We start from the raw sequence: 15,389 nt of genomic DNA on the forward strand, positions 1-15,389 counted from the left end.
ATTTTAAAACAATTAGTAAAGCATGATTTGTCCTAGTTATCTAGGACAGCCCCTTCATTTTTAGTCCCCTATAAAATTCTTTATTTTACACGATTGCAATTAATGCCTGTCTGAATTTTCAGACAGGCTTTTAAGTAAGTGGTCTGTTATTTTATGATTTTTCTCAAAAGACGGGGCGCTTGTGCAAGAAGCTATTTAAAGCAAGGTTAAAAATAAAAAACCGCCGCAGAATAAAATCTGCGGCGGTTTTGGCATTACTGGTTAAATGAATCTCAAACCAGTTTGCCGTGGCATTGCTTGTATTTCAGGCCGCTGCCGCAGGGGCAGGGTTCGTTGCGGTGAACCACCAAGCCGCGTTCGGCCAAGGCCTCGGGGCTGTAATCGGTGGTGTCGTTCGGGTTGAATGCTTCGGCGGTTAATTCGGAAGTGGATTCGCCCAAAACGCTTTGCATGGCCGGCGCTTCTGCATGAATCTGGTGCATGCCGGAGGCTTCGGGCGCATGAGGCTCGGTTTCGGAAATAATATCTTCGTTTTGCTCGATCTGAACCGAAATCAACAGGGAAGCAACGCTGTATTTGATGGCCTGCCACAAATTTTGAAACATATCGAATGCTTCGCGTTTGTATTCTTGTTTGGGGTTTTTCTGGGCATAGCCGCGCAGATGAATGCCTTGGCGCAGATAATCCATCGCCGCCAGATGGTCGCGCCATTGGGCGTCAATCACTTGCAGCAATACATTGCGTTCAAAACCTTGCATCGGCTGCTCGCCGACCATTTCGGTTTTTTCGGCATATTCTTTTTCAATCTGGCTAATCAAACGGTCTTTAACATCGTCGTTTTCCAGCGTATTGTCGGCTTTCAGCCAGCCTTGAATATCGGCATGGGTGCGGAATTCGGTGGCAAGGCGGGTTTCCAGCTCGGGGATGTCCCATTGCTCTTCCATGCTTTGCGGCGGCATATATTGGTCGACCAAGCCGCCGATCACTTCTTCGCGGATGTCTTTCGAGGTTTGTGCCAATTCGCGATTGGTCAGAATTTCGTTGCGCTGTTTGTAAATGACTTTGCGCTGCTCGTTGGCGACGTCGTCGTATTCGAGAATCTGTTTCCGCATATCGAAGTTGCGGCCTTCCACTTTGCGCTGGGCGCCTTCTATCTGGCGGGTCAATAGGCCGTGTTCGATGGCAACGCCGCGCTCAGGCGCGAGGCGGTTCAGAATGGCGGCGGCGCGATCTAGGGCAAACAAGCGCAGCAGCGGATCTTCAAAGGAGAGGTAAAAACGGCTGGAGCCCGGGTCTCCTTGACGACCGGAGCGGCCGCGCAGCTGGTTGTCGATGCGGCGGCTTTCATGGCGCTCGGTGCCGATGATGTGCAGGCCGCCGGCTTCTAAAACGCGTTGGTTATCGGCTTCCCAGCTTTCTTCGAGTGCTTTGATTCTTGCTTCTTTTTCTTCTTCGGAAAGGGTTTCGTCGGCACGGATGGCATCGCTCTGATGCTTGACGTTGCCGCCCAATACGATATCGGTACCGCGGCCCGCCATGTTGGTGGCAACGGTAATCATGCCGGGCTTGCCCGCTTGTGCCACAATCAGTGCCTCGCGCTGGTGCTCTTTGGCATTCAGCACGTTGTGCGATAGGCCGACTTGGTTAAGCAGGTGAGATACCAGCTCGGAGTTTTCAATGGTAGTGGTGCCGACTAATACCGGCTGGCCTCTTTCGTGGCAGGCTTGAATATCTTTGATAACGGCTTCGTATTTTTCTTCGGCACTGCGGAAAATCTGGTCGTTGTAGTCTTTACGCTGAATGGGCCGGTTGGTCGGGATAATGACGGTTTCCAAGCCGTAAATGCTTTGGAATTCATAGGCTTCTGTATCGGCCGTGCCGGTCATGCCGGAGAGTTTGTCGTAAAGGCGGAAATAGTTTTGGAAGGTGATGGAAGCCAGCGTTTGGTTTTCGCGCTTGATTTCCACGCCTTCTTTGGCTTCTACCGCTTGGTGCAAGCCGTCGGACCAGCGGCGGCCATCCATCAGGCGGCCGGTGTGTTCGTCGACAATCACGATTTCGCCGTCTTTAATAACGTAATGCTGGTCGAGGTGGAACAGACTGTGGGCGCGCAGCGCGGCCATCAAGTGGTGCATCAGGGCAATGCTGGAAGGGGAATACAGCGATGTGCCTTCTTTGAGCAAGCCCATTTCTGAGAGAATGTGCTCTGCTTTTTCATGGCCGCTTTCGCTCAGTAAAACGGAATGACCTTTTTCATCAACCCAATAGTCGCCTTCGCCTTCTTCGGTTTCTTGGCGGGTTAAGAGGGTGGGAATTTGGTTCATCACATGGTAAAGCTGCACGTTATCATCGGCTTGGCCGGAAATAATCAGCGGGGTGCGCGCTTCGTCGATTAAGATGGAATCGACTTCGTCGACCACGGCGAAATTTAATTCGCGCTGCACTTTATCATATTGGTCGACCACCATATTGTCGCGCAGATAGTCAAAACCGAATTCGTTGTTGGTGCCGTAAGTGATGTCGGCACCATAGGCGTCTTGGCGGAAAAATTGCTCCATGTTGCTGACAATCACGCCGACTTTGAGGCCGAGGAAGTTGTAGAGCGGCTCCATTGTGGCGGCATCGCGGCTGGCCAGATAATCGTTCACGGTAACGACATGCACGCCTTTGCCGGATAAGGCGTTGAGATAAACGGGCAGCGTGCCGACCAATGTTTTGCCTTCGCCGGTACGCATTTCGGCGATTTTGCCGTAATGCAGCACCATGCCGCCGATAAGCTGTACGTCGAAGTGGCGCATGCCGAGAATGCGGCGGCTGGCTTCGCGGCATACGGCGAAGGCTTCTACTAAAATATCGTCGAGCGTGGCGCCTTCAGACAGGCGTTGTTTGAATTCGGCCGTTTTGGCTTGCAGTTCTTCATTGGAGAGTACCTGTATTTGCGGCTCAAGCGCATTGATTTTGGCAACGGATTTTCGGTATTGTTTTAACAGGCGGTCGTTGCGGCTGCCAAATACTTTTTTGGCTAGGTTGGTAAGCATGATTTAATTCTGAGCCTTTCTGGATAATGAAAGAAAGCCGTTGGTGCGCAGCAGCTGTTTTGACTGTGTTTTCGGGTAGGTGCAGACGCTGTTCCGGCTCTTTGGCAGTAACGCGGTATTTTAACACACGCTATATCATTAAAGTTATAATGCAGAGTGAAATGGCGTTTATTTAGACAATTTCAAGTATTTTAACCAATATGGATTTAGAACGTATCAGCCGGCGCGACAGTCAATTGGGCGGCTTGTTGTTGCAAGCGAAGCAATGGCGGCTGCTCGACGGCGAGATTAAGAAAATTCTGCCAGCCAATCTGCGGCTACATTGCCAGGTTGCTTGTGTGGATGCGGAAGGCTGCCTGATTATTCTGGCGGCCAATAATATGGCGCAAAGCCGCTTGAAAATGATAGCGCCCGGTTTGCTGGCGCAATTTCATGCAATTAATAGTCAGATTTCGAGTGTTCGAGTTAAACCGGCGCCCAAGCCTGCGGCGGCGGCAAAAACCAATACGTTGCGCTTGAGCAACGCAGCGTTGGAAGCCTTGGAAGATTCTGCGCGGCGGGTTGAGCATCATTTTGATTTGTCGCAAGCTTTGCGGCATTTGGTAGATAAATACCGGTAGTCTGTTTGATGGATCATGTGATTTTAAAATAAGATTGCGACATCGCCGTTGGCTTTGTGTGGCGCATGATTTCGGCCCGAGGGCGTTTGGTTTTGCCGGCGATTGTGAGAGATATAGATAAAGATTAAGCTGTACCTGTATTTTGACTATATAAAGGAAATTCAATGAAAACTTATCTAGCGTTGCTTTCCGCAACTATTCTGGCTTTGAGCGCTTGCTCGCAAGAGACTGCCCAACCGGCCGGCCATGATTCGGCTGCTTCGGCTCCGGCTGAAGGTGGTGCTTCTGCTGCTTCGTCGCCTGCTCCGGTTGCGGAAAAAGTGGATCCGGCGAGTGTTCCTGCCGAGTGTAGCGTGGTGGTGGAAACCGGCGATCAAATGAAATACAGCACGAATGAAATCAAGGTGAAAAAATCTTGTGAAGCGTTTAAGGTTACCTTGAAACACACCGGTTCCATGCCTTCGACCAGCATGGGGCATAATCTGGTTATCTCGAAAGCCGACGATGCTTCCGGCATCGCCAGCGAGGGTACCGGTGCCGGCCCGGACGGCGGTTATCTGAATCCGGAAAATCCTGCAATTGTGGCTCATACCGATTTGGTTGGCGGCGGTCAGGAAAGCAGCGTGGCTTTTAAAACCAGCCGGTTGGATCCGAACGCAAGCTATAAATTCTTCTGCACGTTCCCTGCGCATTTTGCTTCTATGCAGGGTGATGTAAAACTGGTGGATTAATTTCGCCATTAGTTTGATTAAATAAAAATGCCTGTCTGAATAATGTTTTCAGACAGGCATTTTATATGCCGGAGCGGCTATGTTATGATTTTTGCTTGATAAACCGTCGTGTCGGCAATCATATGTTTGATGAAAGCCACTTCGACTTAATGCCTGTCTGAAAAAAATAATATGAAACTCATCCAAATAAACCGTTACCCCGTAAAATCAATGGGTGGCAATACGCTTGATGAATCGCTGGTTAAGCCGCAGGGCTTGCCGCAAGACAGAGAATGGCTGGTTGCTTCGCCTTCCGGTGCGATGATGACTGCGCGAAAATTCCCGCAAATGCTGCTCTGGCAAACCGAAGCGACGCCCGATGCGTTAAAGCTGACCGCGCCTGACGGCAGTTGCCGTACGGTTCACATCAGCGAGATGACCCAAGAATCCGATGCAACCGTATGGCGCGATTCTTTTCCGGCCTGTTACGGCAGCAGTGCTACCGACGCTTGGCTAAGCGAGCAACTCGGCATCGAAGCGCGCTTGTATTGGCTTGGCAAACAAAGTAGGCGGGTGTTGGCGCATACGCAAACGCCGTTGTCGTTTGCCGATGGCGCGCCGTTTCTATTGGCAAACACGGCCTCTCTGGCTGATTTGAATGCTAATCTTGACGAGCCTGTGGAAATCGAACGTTTTCGCGCCAATCTGATTGTGGCGGGCACAGAGGCTTATGAAGAAGAAAAGTGGAAGCGTATCCGCATCGGTGAAGTGGAGTTTGAAAATTTCAAACCGTGCGTACGTTGCGTTATGACGACGGTAGATTTGAAAACCGGTAAAAAACATCCGCAGCAAGAGCCGTTGTCTACGCTGGCGGTATTCAGAAAAGCGATTTTCGGCGTGAATTTGGTTGCTTTGAACGAAGGTTCGGTCAAGTTGGGCGATAAGGTGAGCGTTTTATCGTGGCAATAGGCCTGTTGTGCTCGCTTTGAAATCGTGCTTGGGAAATTTGCTACAATAATCTAACCGCTTTACTTTGATGCTTGTCTGAAAATATGTCTGATGTTTCGCAGCCAACTTTTGCCCGCCGTTTGATTGGTTGGCAGAAAAAACACGGTCGCCACCATTTGCCTTGGCAAACGCGCAACCCTTATTGCGTTTGGCTTTCTGAAATCATGCTTCAGCAAACGCAAGTGGTTACCGTGTTGGAATATTATCCGCGTTTTATTGCCGCGTTTCCCGACGTTGCGCGCTTGGCCGCGGCGAAGCAGGACGAAGTGTTAGGGCTTTGGGCCGGTCTGGGTTATTACAGTCGTGCCCGCAATCTGCATAAAGCTGCCAAACAGGTTGTGGAAACTTTCGATGGCCGCTTCCCTGAAACGCGGCAAGAGTTGGAAACACTCTGTGGTGTAGGCAGAAGCACGGCGGCGGCCATCGCCGCATTTGCGTTTCATCGGCGCGAAACGATTTTGGACGGCAACGTCAAACGCGTGCTGTGCCGTGTATTCGCACGAGCAGGCAATCCTGCCGAAAAATCATTTGAACAAACCTTGTGGGCGCTGGCCGAAAGCCTGTTGCCTGCAAATGCCGAAGAGATGCCTGCCTACACTCAAGGGCTGATGGATTTGGGCGCGCTGGTTTGTAAGCGCAGCAAGCCTTTGTGCGGCGAATGCCCGATGGAAAACGTCTGTTTGGCTAAAGCGGAAGGCCGTATTGATGAGTTGCCGCAGAAGAAAGCGGCGGTCAAAGTCAAAACGCAAACGCTTTATTGGTTGGTGCTACGTAACCGGCAAGGTGCAATTGTGTTGCAAAAGCGCCCGCAAAAAGGCATTTGGGCCGGGCTTTATTGCGTGCCGTGCTTTGAAAGTTTGCAGGAAATGTATGATTTTGCCGCGAAGTGCGGCCTATCTGCGGAAGGCTTGCAGGAACAAGCAGCGTTGAATTGGCGCCTGACCCACCGTTTGCTGGAAATCATTCCGTTTGAAGGGCAATGCCTGTCTGAAAAAAATGAATGCCTTTCAGACAGGCATTGGGTTGACGCGGAAAATCTTCGGCAATACGGCTTGCCCAAGCCGCTACAAGAATTTTTAAATCAGGCGCAAGCTTGTTTGTTTTAAGGAAAAAGAATGCCGGTTAACCATTACGAAAATTTTCCCGTCGGTTCGCTGGCCATGCCCCGCCGCTTGCGCAAACCGATTCACGCTATCTATGCGTTTGCACGAACTGCCGATGATATTGCCGATGAAGGCGATGTGCCCGACGAACAACGGCTGAGGGATTTGGCTGCGCTGAAGGAAGAGCTGGATGTTATCGCCGCAGGGCAAATGCCTAAGAGCGTCATCATGCAGCGCTTGCAACAGCAAGCCATCGAGCCTTTCCGCCTGCCGCTCCAGCCTTTTTACGATTTGCTTTCCGCTTTCGGGCAGGATGTCGAAAAAAAACGCTATCGCAATTTTGCCGAACTGGTGGATTATTGCCGCCGGTCTGCCAACCCGGTAGGGCACTTGATGCTTTATCTTTATGGCGAAACCGACCGCCGTAGCTTTGCGCAGAGCGACGGTATCTGCACGGCTTTGCAACTGATTAATTTCTGGCAGGATGTTGCGGTGGATTGGCAGAAAGGGCGCGTTTACATTCCGCAGGAAGATTTGGAGAAGTTCGGCGTGAGCGAGGCGCAGATTGCGCAAGGCAAAGCGGATTTTGCTTTTCAGCGCTTGCTGGCCTATGAAACAGAGCGCGCCCACAAAATGCTGGTGGCCGGTTCGCCGCTGGGGAAAACGTTGAAAGGCCGTATTGGTTTTGAATTGCGCATGATTATTTTAGGCGGCCAACAAATTCTTAAAAAATTAGACGCAAACCATTACGACGTATTTCACCATCGCCCGACATTAGATTGGCGGGACTGGTGGATAATTATCAAAAGGGCGGTATTAAAGAAATAATAGATTATGCGGTCTGATATTATTTAATATAAATAATTTGGCATCCGTTTGTCTGAAAAAAGACACGTTTGATTTTGAGACGGCGCAAATTTTAGCGTTTTCTTCACAAAACTTGTTAGTTTGTATGCATGATAAAGTGATTTTAGTTAAAATTATACTATCTGATTTTAATAAGCCAAACGACTAAATAAATATAAACGAAAATAATACAGGAAAACGATTCATGAAAGACCAACAGGAATTACCCGACAGCTTGGTGCTGGCCGTCATTATCGTGCTGATTCTGGGAACCATCAGTTATTTTATCTACGGGCAATGGCAGGTTATCGAAGAAATGCAGCATTCCGCCAATGAAGTCAGCGCCAAACAGGTGGCCGAGAAAATGGAGAAAGAGCGTGCGGAATTGAGGGCGGTATCCGATGGAAAGAAAACATTGGAAGATCTTGATAAAGAGCATGCGGCCAGTGAAGAAGCCGGTAAGAAAAGCGGTTCGGTTTCTCTTAAAAGCTTATGGTCGAAAGATGCGAAAGCCGCATCTAAATAATTGGCCTTCTATATCGAAAACATAATCTATGCCTGTCTGAATTGTTTCAGACAGGCATTTTTTCCTTTAAAATAACGCCGATTTTTTTGATTTATTGAAAAGTAGAATAATGAATTTATACCAAACCGTCGCCCGGGAAGCGGAAGCGGCATTTCAGGCGGCAGGCATCGGTAGTAGTCCGGTGGTGTTGCAGCACGCTAAAAACGCTGAATTCGGCGATTTTCAGATTAACGGCGTTATGGGTGCGGCTAAACAAGCCAAACAAAATCCGCGCGAGCTGGCGCAGAAAGTGGCCGATGCACTGGCGGGCAATGCTATTGTCGAGCAGGCGGAGGTAGCCGGCCCCGGTTTTATCAATTTGCGTTTGAGCGCCAGTTTTTTGGAACAGTGCCTTGTTGAGGCTTTATCCGACAGCCGTTTGGGCGTGGCCGAAACGGCCGCTAAAAAAAACGTAGTGATTGATTATTCTTCGCCCAATCTGGCGAAGGAAATGCATGTGGGTCATTTGCGCTCTAGTATTATCGGCGACAGCATTGCCCGTATTCTCGGTTTTCTGGGCCATCATGTGATTCGGCAAAATCATGTCGGCGATTGGGGTACGCAGTTTGGCATGCTGGTGGCTTATATGGTTGAGCAACAGAAAGATGATGCGGCATTCGAGCTGTCGGATTTAGAGCAGTTTTACCGTAGTGCGAAAATCCGTTTTGACGAAGATGCGGCCTTTGCCGACACCGCCCGCGATTATGTGGTGAAACTGCAAGGCGGTGATGAAAACGTATTGGCCTTATGGCGGCAGTTTGTCGATATTTCTTTGAAGCATGCGCAAAACGTTTACGACCGGCTGGGTTTGCTGCTCACTCCGGAGGATATAGCAGGCGAGTCGATTTATAACGCCGATTTGCACAATGTGGTCAACGAGCTGGCCGCTAAAGGCTTGGCGGTGGACGATGACGGCGCCAAAGTGGTATTTCTGGATGAATTTAAAAACCAAGACGGCGAAGCGGCGGCTTTTATCGTGCAGAAACAAGGCGGCGGCTTTTTATATGCCACGACTGATTTGGCTTGCGTGCGTTATCGGGTCAACCAGCTGCATGCCGATCGTTTGTTATATGTGGTTGATACGCGGCAGAAGCTGCATTTCGAGCAATTGTTTACCGCTTCGCGCAAAGCCGGTTGGTTGCCTGAGCAGGTAAAGGCCGAGTTTATTGGTTTTGGCACGATGATGGGTAAAGACGGCAAGCCGTTTAAAACCCGTAGCGGCGATACGGTCAAGCTGGTGGATTTGTTGGATGAAGCCGAGGAGCGGGCCACTGCGCTGGTGCGGAATAAAAACGAAGGTTTAAATGAAGAAGAGGCTGCGCGCATCGGCCGTTGTGTTGGCATCGGTGCGGTGAAATATGCCGATTTGAGTAAAAACCGCACCAGCGATTATGTATTCGATTGGGATAATATGCTCAGCTTTGAAGGCAATACCGCGCCTTATTTGCAATATGCTTATACGCGGGTGCAAAGCGTGTTCCGCAAAGCCGGGGCATGGGATAAAGCAGGTCGGCCTGTATTGGCCGAACCGCTGGAAAAACAGCTTGCGGTGGAATTGCTGAAATTTGAAGACGTATTGAACAATGCGGCGGAGGCTTCCTCTCCTCATTATCTGGCCGCTTATCTTTTCCAAGTGGCAACGCTGTTCAGCCGGTTTTACGAAGCCTGCCCGATTTTGAAAGCGGAGGGCGTAGTGCGCAACACGCGCTTGAAGCTGGCCGAGATGACCGGTAAAACGTTACAACAAGGTTTGGCGCTATTGGGGATTGAAACGCTTGAAGTGATGTAAGTGGCCAGCCGATTTGATAAAAGCCTGTCTGAATTTTTCAGACAGGCTTTTTAGTTTAATGCCGCATCAGTTGGAGGGATTGGAAGACCTGTTGGCTGCGCGCTTGCAATTCCGCATAATCGAGCCATCCGGCAGAAACGAACAGACTAAGCAAGAGTAAGCAAAGCAAAAATAGGGCGATCGAATAGCAAATATAACCGAGCAAGACTTTCAGACCGTTGGCTCGCCCGAGGTGCATCAATCCGGCGGCTTGCGCCCAAAAACACCAAATTTGCCAGAATACGGCGAGCTCGGACAACTTGGGGAAATAAATCGCGATAAAAGCCGGTATCAGTAATGCCTCGCTAACGAGGATAAAGCCCAGCAAAGATTGTTTGGGCATACCGTAATAGTGCAAGACCATTCTCATCACTCGCTCGAGCAGCAGCCATTTAAAAATCACGAAAACGAGCGAGAAAGCCATAGCGGCATAACTGCGCCCGAACAAAGGCGCATAAGCCGCAGCGTTTTGCAGGCCGAGTAAGAGCAGTATGCCGATAACGGCGGGCGGCGAGTAGCGGTATGTTACGGCCGGTTTGAAACGCAAAAGCAAGGTGTCGCGTGCGTCGGCAACAAGTTTGAGCAGCATAAGGCGAGTGGTTCAATAATCAGGAGACGCGAATATACCGTAAAGCCACGATAAATCATAGCGTCTGAGCTTAATCGGGCAAATGCCTGTCTGAAATTTTTCAGACAGGCATGGTTTTTATGGCTTTGCCGCTATCAAACCTAACAGATTTAATTTAATGATGATTGTTGAGAAACGACATGCACACGGCGGCGGCAGTGGTCGAAAGTAAAGTGTATTGCAGCGGTTTTTCCAATATGGAATGCGTTACGTTGGCGTAATAGTAAAAAGGAACCAGTGCCGAGAGCAGCAGACCGAGGCGGCGGGCGTAATCGGTTCCCATCCGGATTCCGGCCCGTTCATCATCCCACCAGTCGCCCAAACGGGCGATGCTGCTGAGCGCAAGCATAAAGCAGATGCTCATATAAATGCCCACCGGCTTGGATTCGGGCGGTACCGAGCGCATGGTAAGCCAAGTTAAGGCCAAAGCAAACAGAGCCGCCGAGCTGACGGCGGTTTGCAATAGATGGCCTATCGGCAGCGTTCCGGCGGGGATTTCGAGGGTCGATTTCAAACGCCAGAATAGCGGCGACGAGGTAAGCATGATGGCTGTTTGCCTGCGTTTGTCGTCGGGGCAATGGTAAAGGAAGAAATTAATCAACGGCTGTTGACCAAGGCGGTATTCCGCCTGTCGGATACCATTTTGCATCAAAACAATGCCTCTTGAGTCAATCAGGTAATACGCATCGGGTAAGTCTTCTTCCTCTGGAAGCGAACCGGCCTGATACATTTGCATCATGCAGGCAGGCACTTTGAATTTGCGCGCAATTTTGGCATTCAGGGTGCGGATGGTTTGCAGAGTTTGTTCCGGCGTCATGGCATTAATAGCAGGAGTTTAAACGGTTTGATCGTGCAACTGAGCCGCATGCAAGGTGTTTTCAAGCAGCGTGGCGATGGTCATCGGGCCGACACCTCCCGGAACGGGCGTAATCATGGAGGCGCGTTCGCGCGCCTTGTCAAACTCCACATCGCCGCACAGGCTGCCGTCAGCCAAGCGGTTGATGCCCACATCAATCACTACTGCGCCGGGTTTAATCCATTCGCCTTTAACAAAGTCGGGTTTGCCCACACCAACCACAACAATATCGGCCGCCGCTACTTCTTCCGCCAGATTTTGCGTGGCGCTGTGGCAAATGGTTACCGTTGCGCGCGCCAGTAATAATTCGAGCGCCTGCGGGCGCCCGACGATATTGGATGCGCCTACCACCACGGCTTTTTTGCCAACGACGTCCACGCCGTATGTTTCCAGCAAAGTCATCACACCTTTGGGCGTGCAAGGGCGCATCAGTGGCATTTTCACAACCAAACGGCCGACGTTGTAAGGATGAAAACCATCCACGTCTTTATGAGGCAGAATGCGCTCTAGCACGGCTTGGCTGTTGATTTGAGGCGGCAGCGGGAGCTGAACCAGAATGCCGTCAACTTTCTGATCGGCATTTAATCGGTCGACCAAAGCCAGCAATTCCGCTTCAGAGGTGTTTTCCGGCAATTCGTATGACAATGATTCGAACCCCACTTTTTCGCAGGCCAGCTTTTTATTGCGTACATATACTGCACTGGCCGGATCGTTGCCGACCAAAACCACGGCCAAACAAGGTGTTTTCAAACCCTGAGCGTGGCGATGAGCGGTTTGTTCGGCCAACAAGGCGAGGCGTTGTTGGGAAACTTCTTTACCATTAATCAATTGTGCAGTCATGATGCGGAAATATCCTGTTTTGAGTGGGGCTGAAATAGAGAACGGCGTTATTGTCGCATTTTTCGCCGTGTTTTTCATCTTATATTTCCTGTAAAGATCAAAAGAAAAAGGAAAGCATTTCGGTATATATATGTGAAAACCAATGTATTTGAATGATTTAATTTTTATTAAAAACAAAAACTTGATTGAATGTAAAAGCCTGTCTGAAATGTTTTCAGACAGGCTTTAAACTTGCTCTAAACAATACGCTGAAGCCAATTAGCTTTGCCTTCTTGCTCTGGGCTTGGGTAAGCATAAAGATAGGATGAACGCAGCAAACGCACCGCATAATCCGGCCAACAGGCCTTGTTTGAAACTGAGTTCGTAAATCAGCCAGCCGTTTAATATGGCGGTTACCAATCCCGTTGCAGTTGTAATGACCGTGCCGATTGTGCTGCGTTTCAGACCGAGAATAAACAAAACCGCCCAAGTCAGCACTGAAGGCAAAAAGCCGAAGCGCCAGCCCATTAAGATTAGCCCCAGCAGGATTTGAGGGTGGTCGGCCGCTCTTACGTCGGGGTTGAAGGATAGGGCGATGATAATCGGGATGATGCCGATCATGCCGCCGATAAGGGTAAACATACCGAGAAGCCACCAGTAGCGGCTTTCTGTTTTTCTGTATTCCATTCCAATTAATTCCATAATTTTTCCGATTTGTGCTTGGTTATCATTGTTTGGGTTAGGCTTTGAGCCCTTTTCTCTGAAGGTTGATTATAACAAGTTTTTAATAAAATTTACATAATGGCAAGGAAAAAATTTGACGGGAAACAGATCGGGAATCGTCTTTTTCATCATGTTAAATAATTTGTTTTTTAAGCGGTTTTTTTTATTGATAAGAGGTAGTGAAATGTAAGTTTTTAGTGTTTGGAGTAGAATGAATAGGATAAAAATAGGTGTTGGATTTAACATACTGACATGAAAATTATGGGCTCATAATAAAAGAAGAGCGGAGGAACGGTTTTATTTTTTGATGTGAGGTTTATGAGATTGCAGAGAGAGGGCTTCGGCATTTGGGCTTTCTTTATAGAGAGAGAAATCAGCTTGGACAGCCTGACAAAAATGCCTGTCTGAATGTTTCAGACAGGCATTTTAAATTTAACGCTTTATGCTTGTTTTATGGGTTTGTCGGATACCAAGATGCCGTCTTCATCACAATAAACGTAATCGCCGGGGTGGAAGGTTACGCCGCCGAATGAGACGGGCACATCAGTTTCGCCTTCGCCGTTTTTGGCGCTTTTGCGCGGGTTGGTGCCTAATGCTTTGACGCCGAAATCCATCAGGCCGATGGCGTCGCTATCGCGGATGGCGCCGAAAATTACTGCGCCGGCCCAGCCGTTGGCGGCGCCTGCACCGGCAATCATGTCGCCCATCAGGGCGCTGGCGAGAGAGCCGTTGCCGTCGACGACGAGTACTTCGCCGTCGGATGAGCTGTTCATCAGTTGTTTGACCAAGCCGTTGTCACGTTCGCATTTAACGGTGCGAACTCGGCCGCAGAAGCGGGTGCGTCTGCCGAATAGGCGGAACTGGGTTTCGCATGAAGGGGTGTCGGGCGCGACGTCGATAAGATCGGCGGTGCTGAATTCTTGGTCCATAATGTTTCTCCTTGTGATTATCGGTTTGTCTGAATGCCTGTCTGAAAAGCGTTTTCAGACAGGCATTCTGCTTTGTAAACACAGCAGACTGATAAGTTTCAGACAGGCTCTGGGTATGAAAATCGGGCTTATTCTTTTGCTAAAAGCCACTGAACGTAACGGCTGACCCCTTCGTTAACGTCGAAAAACGAAGCGTCGTAACCGACTTCGCGCAAACTGGTAATGTCGGCTTCGGTAAAGCTTTGGTATTTGCCTTTCAAATCGTCGGGGAAGGGAATGTAGCGGATAAGCTCTTCTTTAACCAATTCTTGCAGCGATAAGGCCTCTTGGCCTTCAGCGATGCGGCAGGCGTTGACGGTTGCGGCCGCCAAATCGTTGAATTGTTGGCTGCGGCCGGTTCCGAGGTTGAAAATGCCGGAAAGTTCGGGGTGGTCGAAGAAAAACAGGTTGACCTTAACAACGTCTTCCACGCTCACGAAATCGCGGCTTTGTTCGCCGTCGCCATAGCCGTCGTAGCCGCCGAATAAATTAACGTAGCCGTTTTGGCGGTATTGGTTGAAGTGATGGAAAGCAACCGAAGCCATGCGGCCTTTGTGTTGCTCGCGTGAGCCGTAGACGTTGAAATAGCGGAAACCGGCCACTTGGGCGTTTAAGCCGGCAGCCATGCGGCGGCGTACGACTTGGTCGAACAGGAATTTGGAATAGCCGTAAACATTGAGCGGTTTTTCTAATTCGCGCTCTTCCTTGAAAATTTCACCTTTGCCGTAAACGGCGGCGCTTGAGGCGTAAAGATAGGGAATACGTTCGTCTTGGCACCAATCCAGCAAATCAAGGCTGTATTGGTAATTGTTGTCCATCATGTAAAGACCGTTGTGCTCCGTGGTGTCGGAGCAGGCGCCGTCGTGGAATACGGCTTCTATGTCGCGAAAAGGCAGGACGTGTTCGCGCACTTGGCGGATAAATTCATGTTTATCAAGATAATGGGAGATTTCACAGTCGGCCAGATTGGTGAATTTTTCGCCGCGGGTCAGGTTGTCTACGGCAATGATGTCGGTAATGCCGCGTTCGTTAAGTGCTTTGACGATGTTGCTGCCGATGAAGCCGGCGGCGCCGGTAACGATGATGGTCATACGGGTTTCCTTGTGGGGCGGGGTGATGATCCGCTCGGTAGTCATGCGAGCTATTATATAGCAAACGGGCGGTATCCTTCTAGGATGCCGCCCGTGTGTGATGGGAATGCTTGCCTGAAAAGGTGTTCAGACAGGCATGATGGCGTTTAGCGGAATAGGCGGTCGAACCAGCCGCGTTTGCGTTCGATTTCCTGATTGCCGGTGTGATAAGGGCCGGCGGTGAAAATGGTTTTTCCGTTGTGGAATTCGCGCAGCCACATATCGCCGAATGATTCGCCTGCGCCGCGCGCATAAAAATGGATGTCGGGAAAAGCTTCGGCGATATGGGTCAGCAGGGCGATAAGTTGGTCGGAAGTCATGCCGGTGAAGCCGTAGGAAAACGGCTCGTCGACGGAAGCACCGAAATCGTGCATGGTATTGGGGTCGAAGCCGTGTCTTGCCAGCCATTCGGCTACAATTGGTTCGAATTTTTCCGGCGAAAAGTCGCCTTCTTGATATTGACTGTCGTCCCAAGTAAATTCCAGACGGGTACGATAATATTTCGTCATGTTGCTTAAACTTTCTACATCAAATTTCAAAACATTCG

The 15,389-nt window shown here is 49.9% G+C and carries 15 protein-coding genes; 7 read left to right on the forward strand and 8 right to left on the reverse strand.

Annotated features, from left to right (window positions below; all coding sequences use genetic code 11):
• Positions 1 to 272: 272 nt before the first annotated feature.
• Positions 273 to 3,038, reverse strand: coding sequence for a preprotein translocase subunit SecA (secA, locus tag Q4A84_RS07325; protein WP_303088280.1), 2,766 nt, complete (start codon positions 3,036 to 3,038; stop codon positions 273 to 275).
• A 200-nt stretch (positions 3,039 to 3,238) separates the two neighbouring features.
• Here secA and Q4A84_RS07330 point away from each other — a divergent pair, with 200 nt between their 5' ends.
• The 7 genes from Q4A84_RS07330 (at position 3,239) to argS (ending at position 9,679) form a co-directional block, all read left to right on the forward strand.
• Entirely contained in the window at positions 3,239 to 3,658 is a 420-nt protein-coding gene (locus tag Q4A84_RS07330) for a DciA family protein (RefSeq protein ID WP_303088281.1), read from the forward strand.
• Between the two features lie 164 nt (positions 3,659 to 3,822).
• Positions 3,823 to 4,389, forward strand: a complete 567-nt coding sequence (gene azu, locus Q4A84_RS07335) for an azurin (protein WP_303088282.1) — start codon at positions 3,823 to 3,825, stop codon at positions 4,387 to 4,389.
• A gap of 171 nt (positions 4,390 to 4,560) precedes the next feature.
• Positions 4,561 to 5,337, forward strand: coding sequence for an MOSC domain-containing protein (locus tag Q4A84_RS07340; protein WP_303088283.1), 777 nt, complete (start codon positions 4,561 to 4,563; stop codon positions 5,335 to 5,337).
• 83 nt (positions 5,338 to 5,420) lie between these two features.
• Positions 5,421 to 6,482: an A/G-specific adenine glycosylase gene (gene mutY, locus Q4A84_RS07345; protein ID WP_303088284.1), complete on the forward strand. Its 1,062-nt coding sequence runs from the start codon at positions 5,421 to 5,423 to the stop codon at positions 6,480 to 6,482.
• A 9-nt stretch (positions 6,483 to 6,491) separates the two neighbouring features.
• On the forward strand, positions 6,492 to 7,307 hold the full coding sequence (gene hpnC / locus Q4A84_RS07350) for a squalene synthase HpnC (protein WP_303088285.1): 816 nt from the start codon (positions 6,492 to 6,494) through the stop codon (positions 7,305 to 7,307).
• 223 nt (positions 7,308 to 7,530) lie between these two features.
• A complete protein-coding gene (locus Q4A84_RS07355) occupies positions 7,531 to 7,851 on the forward strand; it encodes a hypothetical protein (RefSeq protein WP_303088286.1) in 321 nt (106 codons plus the stop codon).
• 109 nt (positions 7,852 to 7,960) lie between these two features.
• Positions 7,961 to 9,679, forward strand: coding sequence for an arginine--tRNA ligase (argS, locus tag Q4A84_RS07360; RefSeq protein WP_303088287.1), 1,719 nt, complete (start codon positions 7,961 to 7,963; stop codon positions 9,677 to 9,679).
• A 55-nt stretch (positions 9,680 to 9,734) separates the two neighbouring features.
• Here the strand turns inward: argS and Q4A84_RS07365 are convergent, their stop codons facing one another.
• The 7 genes from Q4A84_RS07365 to Q4A84_RS07395 form a co-directional block, all read right to left on the reverse strand.
• Positions 9,735 to 10,307, reverse strand: a complete 573-nt coding sequence (locus tag Q4A84_RS07365) for a hypothetical protein (protein ID WP_303088288.1) — start codon at positions 10,305 to 10,307, stop codon at positions 9,735 to 9,737.
• A gap of 154 nt (positions 10,308 to 10,461) precedes the next feature.
• On the reverse strand, positions 10,462 to 11,163 hold the full coding sequence (locus tag Q4A84_RS07370) for a hypothetical protein (RefSeq protein ID WP_303088289.1): 702 nt from the start codon (positions 11,161 to 11,163) through the stop codon (positions 10,462 to 10,464).
• Between the two features lie 18 nt (positions 11,164 to 11,181).
• Positions 11,182 to 12,042, reverse strand: coding sequence for a bifunctional methylenetetrahydrofolate dehydrogenase/methenyltetrahydrofolate cyclohydrolase FolD (gene folD / locus Q4A84_RS07375; RefSeq protein WP_303088359.1), 861 nt, complete (start codon positions 12,040 to 12,042; stop codon positions 11,182 to 11,184).
• Between the two features lie 258 nt (positions 12,043 to 12,300).
• Positions 12,301 to 12,723 (reverse strand): hypothetical protein, encoded by a 423-nt coding sequence (locus Q4A84_RS07380; protein WP_303088290.1) that lies wholly within the window; start codon positions 12,721 to 12,723, stop codon positions 12,301 to 12,303.
• A 461-nt stretch (positions 12,724 to 13,184) separates the two neighbouring features.
• The gene (gene rraA / locus Q4A84_RS07385) at positions 13,185 to 13,673 is read right to left on the reverse strand and encodes a ribonuclease E activity regulator RraA (RefSeq protein ID WP_303088291.1); all 489 of its coding nucleotides are present in this window, start codon (positions 13,671 to 13,673) and stop codon (positions 13,185 to 13,187) included.
• 128 nt (positions 13,674 to 13,801) lie between these two features.
• A complete protein-coding gene (gene rfaD, locus Q4A84_RS07390) occupies positions 13,802 to 14,803 on the reverse strand; it encodes an ADP-glyceromanno-heptose 6-epimerase (protein ID WP_303088292.1) in 1,002 nt (333 codons plus the stop codon).
• Positions 14,804 to 14,949: 146 nt separating this feature from the next.
• The gene (locus Q4A84_RS07395; RefSeq protein WP_303088293.1) at positions 14,950 to 15,351 is read right to left on the reverse strand and encodes a hypothetical protein; all 402 of its coding nucleotides are present in this window, start codon (positions 15,349 to 15,351) and stop codon (positions 14,950 to 14,952) included.
• Between the last annotated feature and the right edge of the window lie 38 nt (positions 15,352 to 15,389).

It is taken from the genome of Neisseria sp., assembly GCF_030527965.1.
Taxonomy (GTDB): Bacteria; Pseudomonadota; Gammaproteobacteria; order Burkholderiales; family Neisseriaceae; genus Neisseria.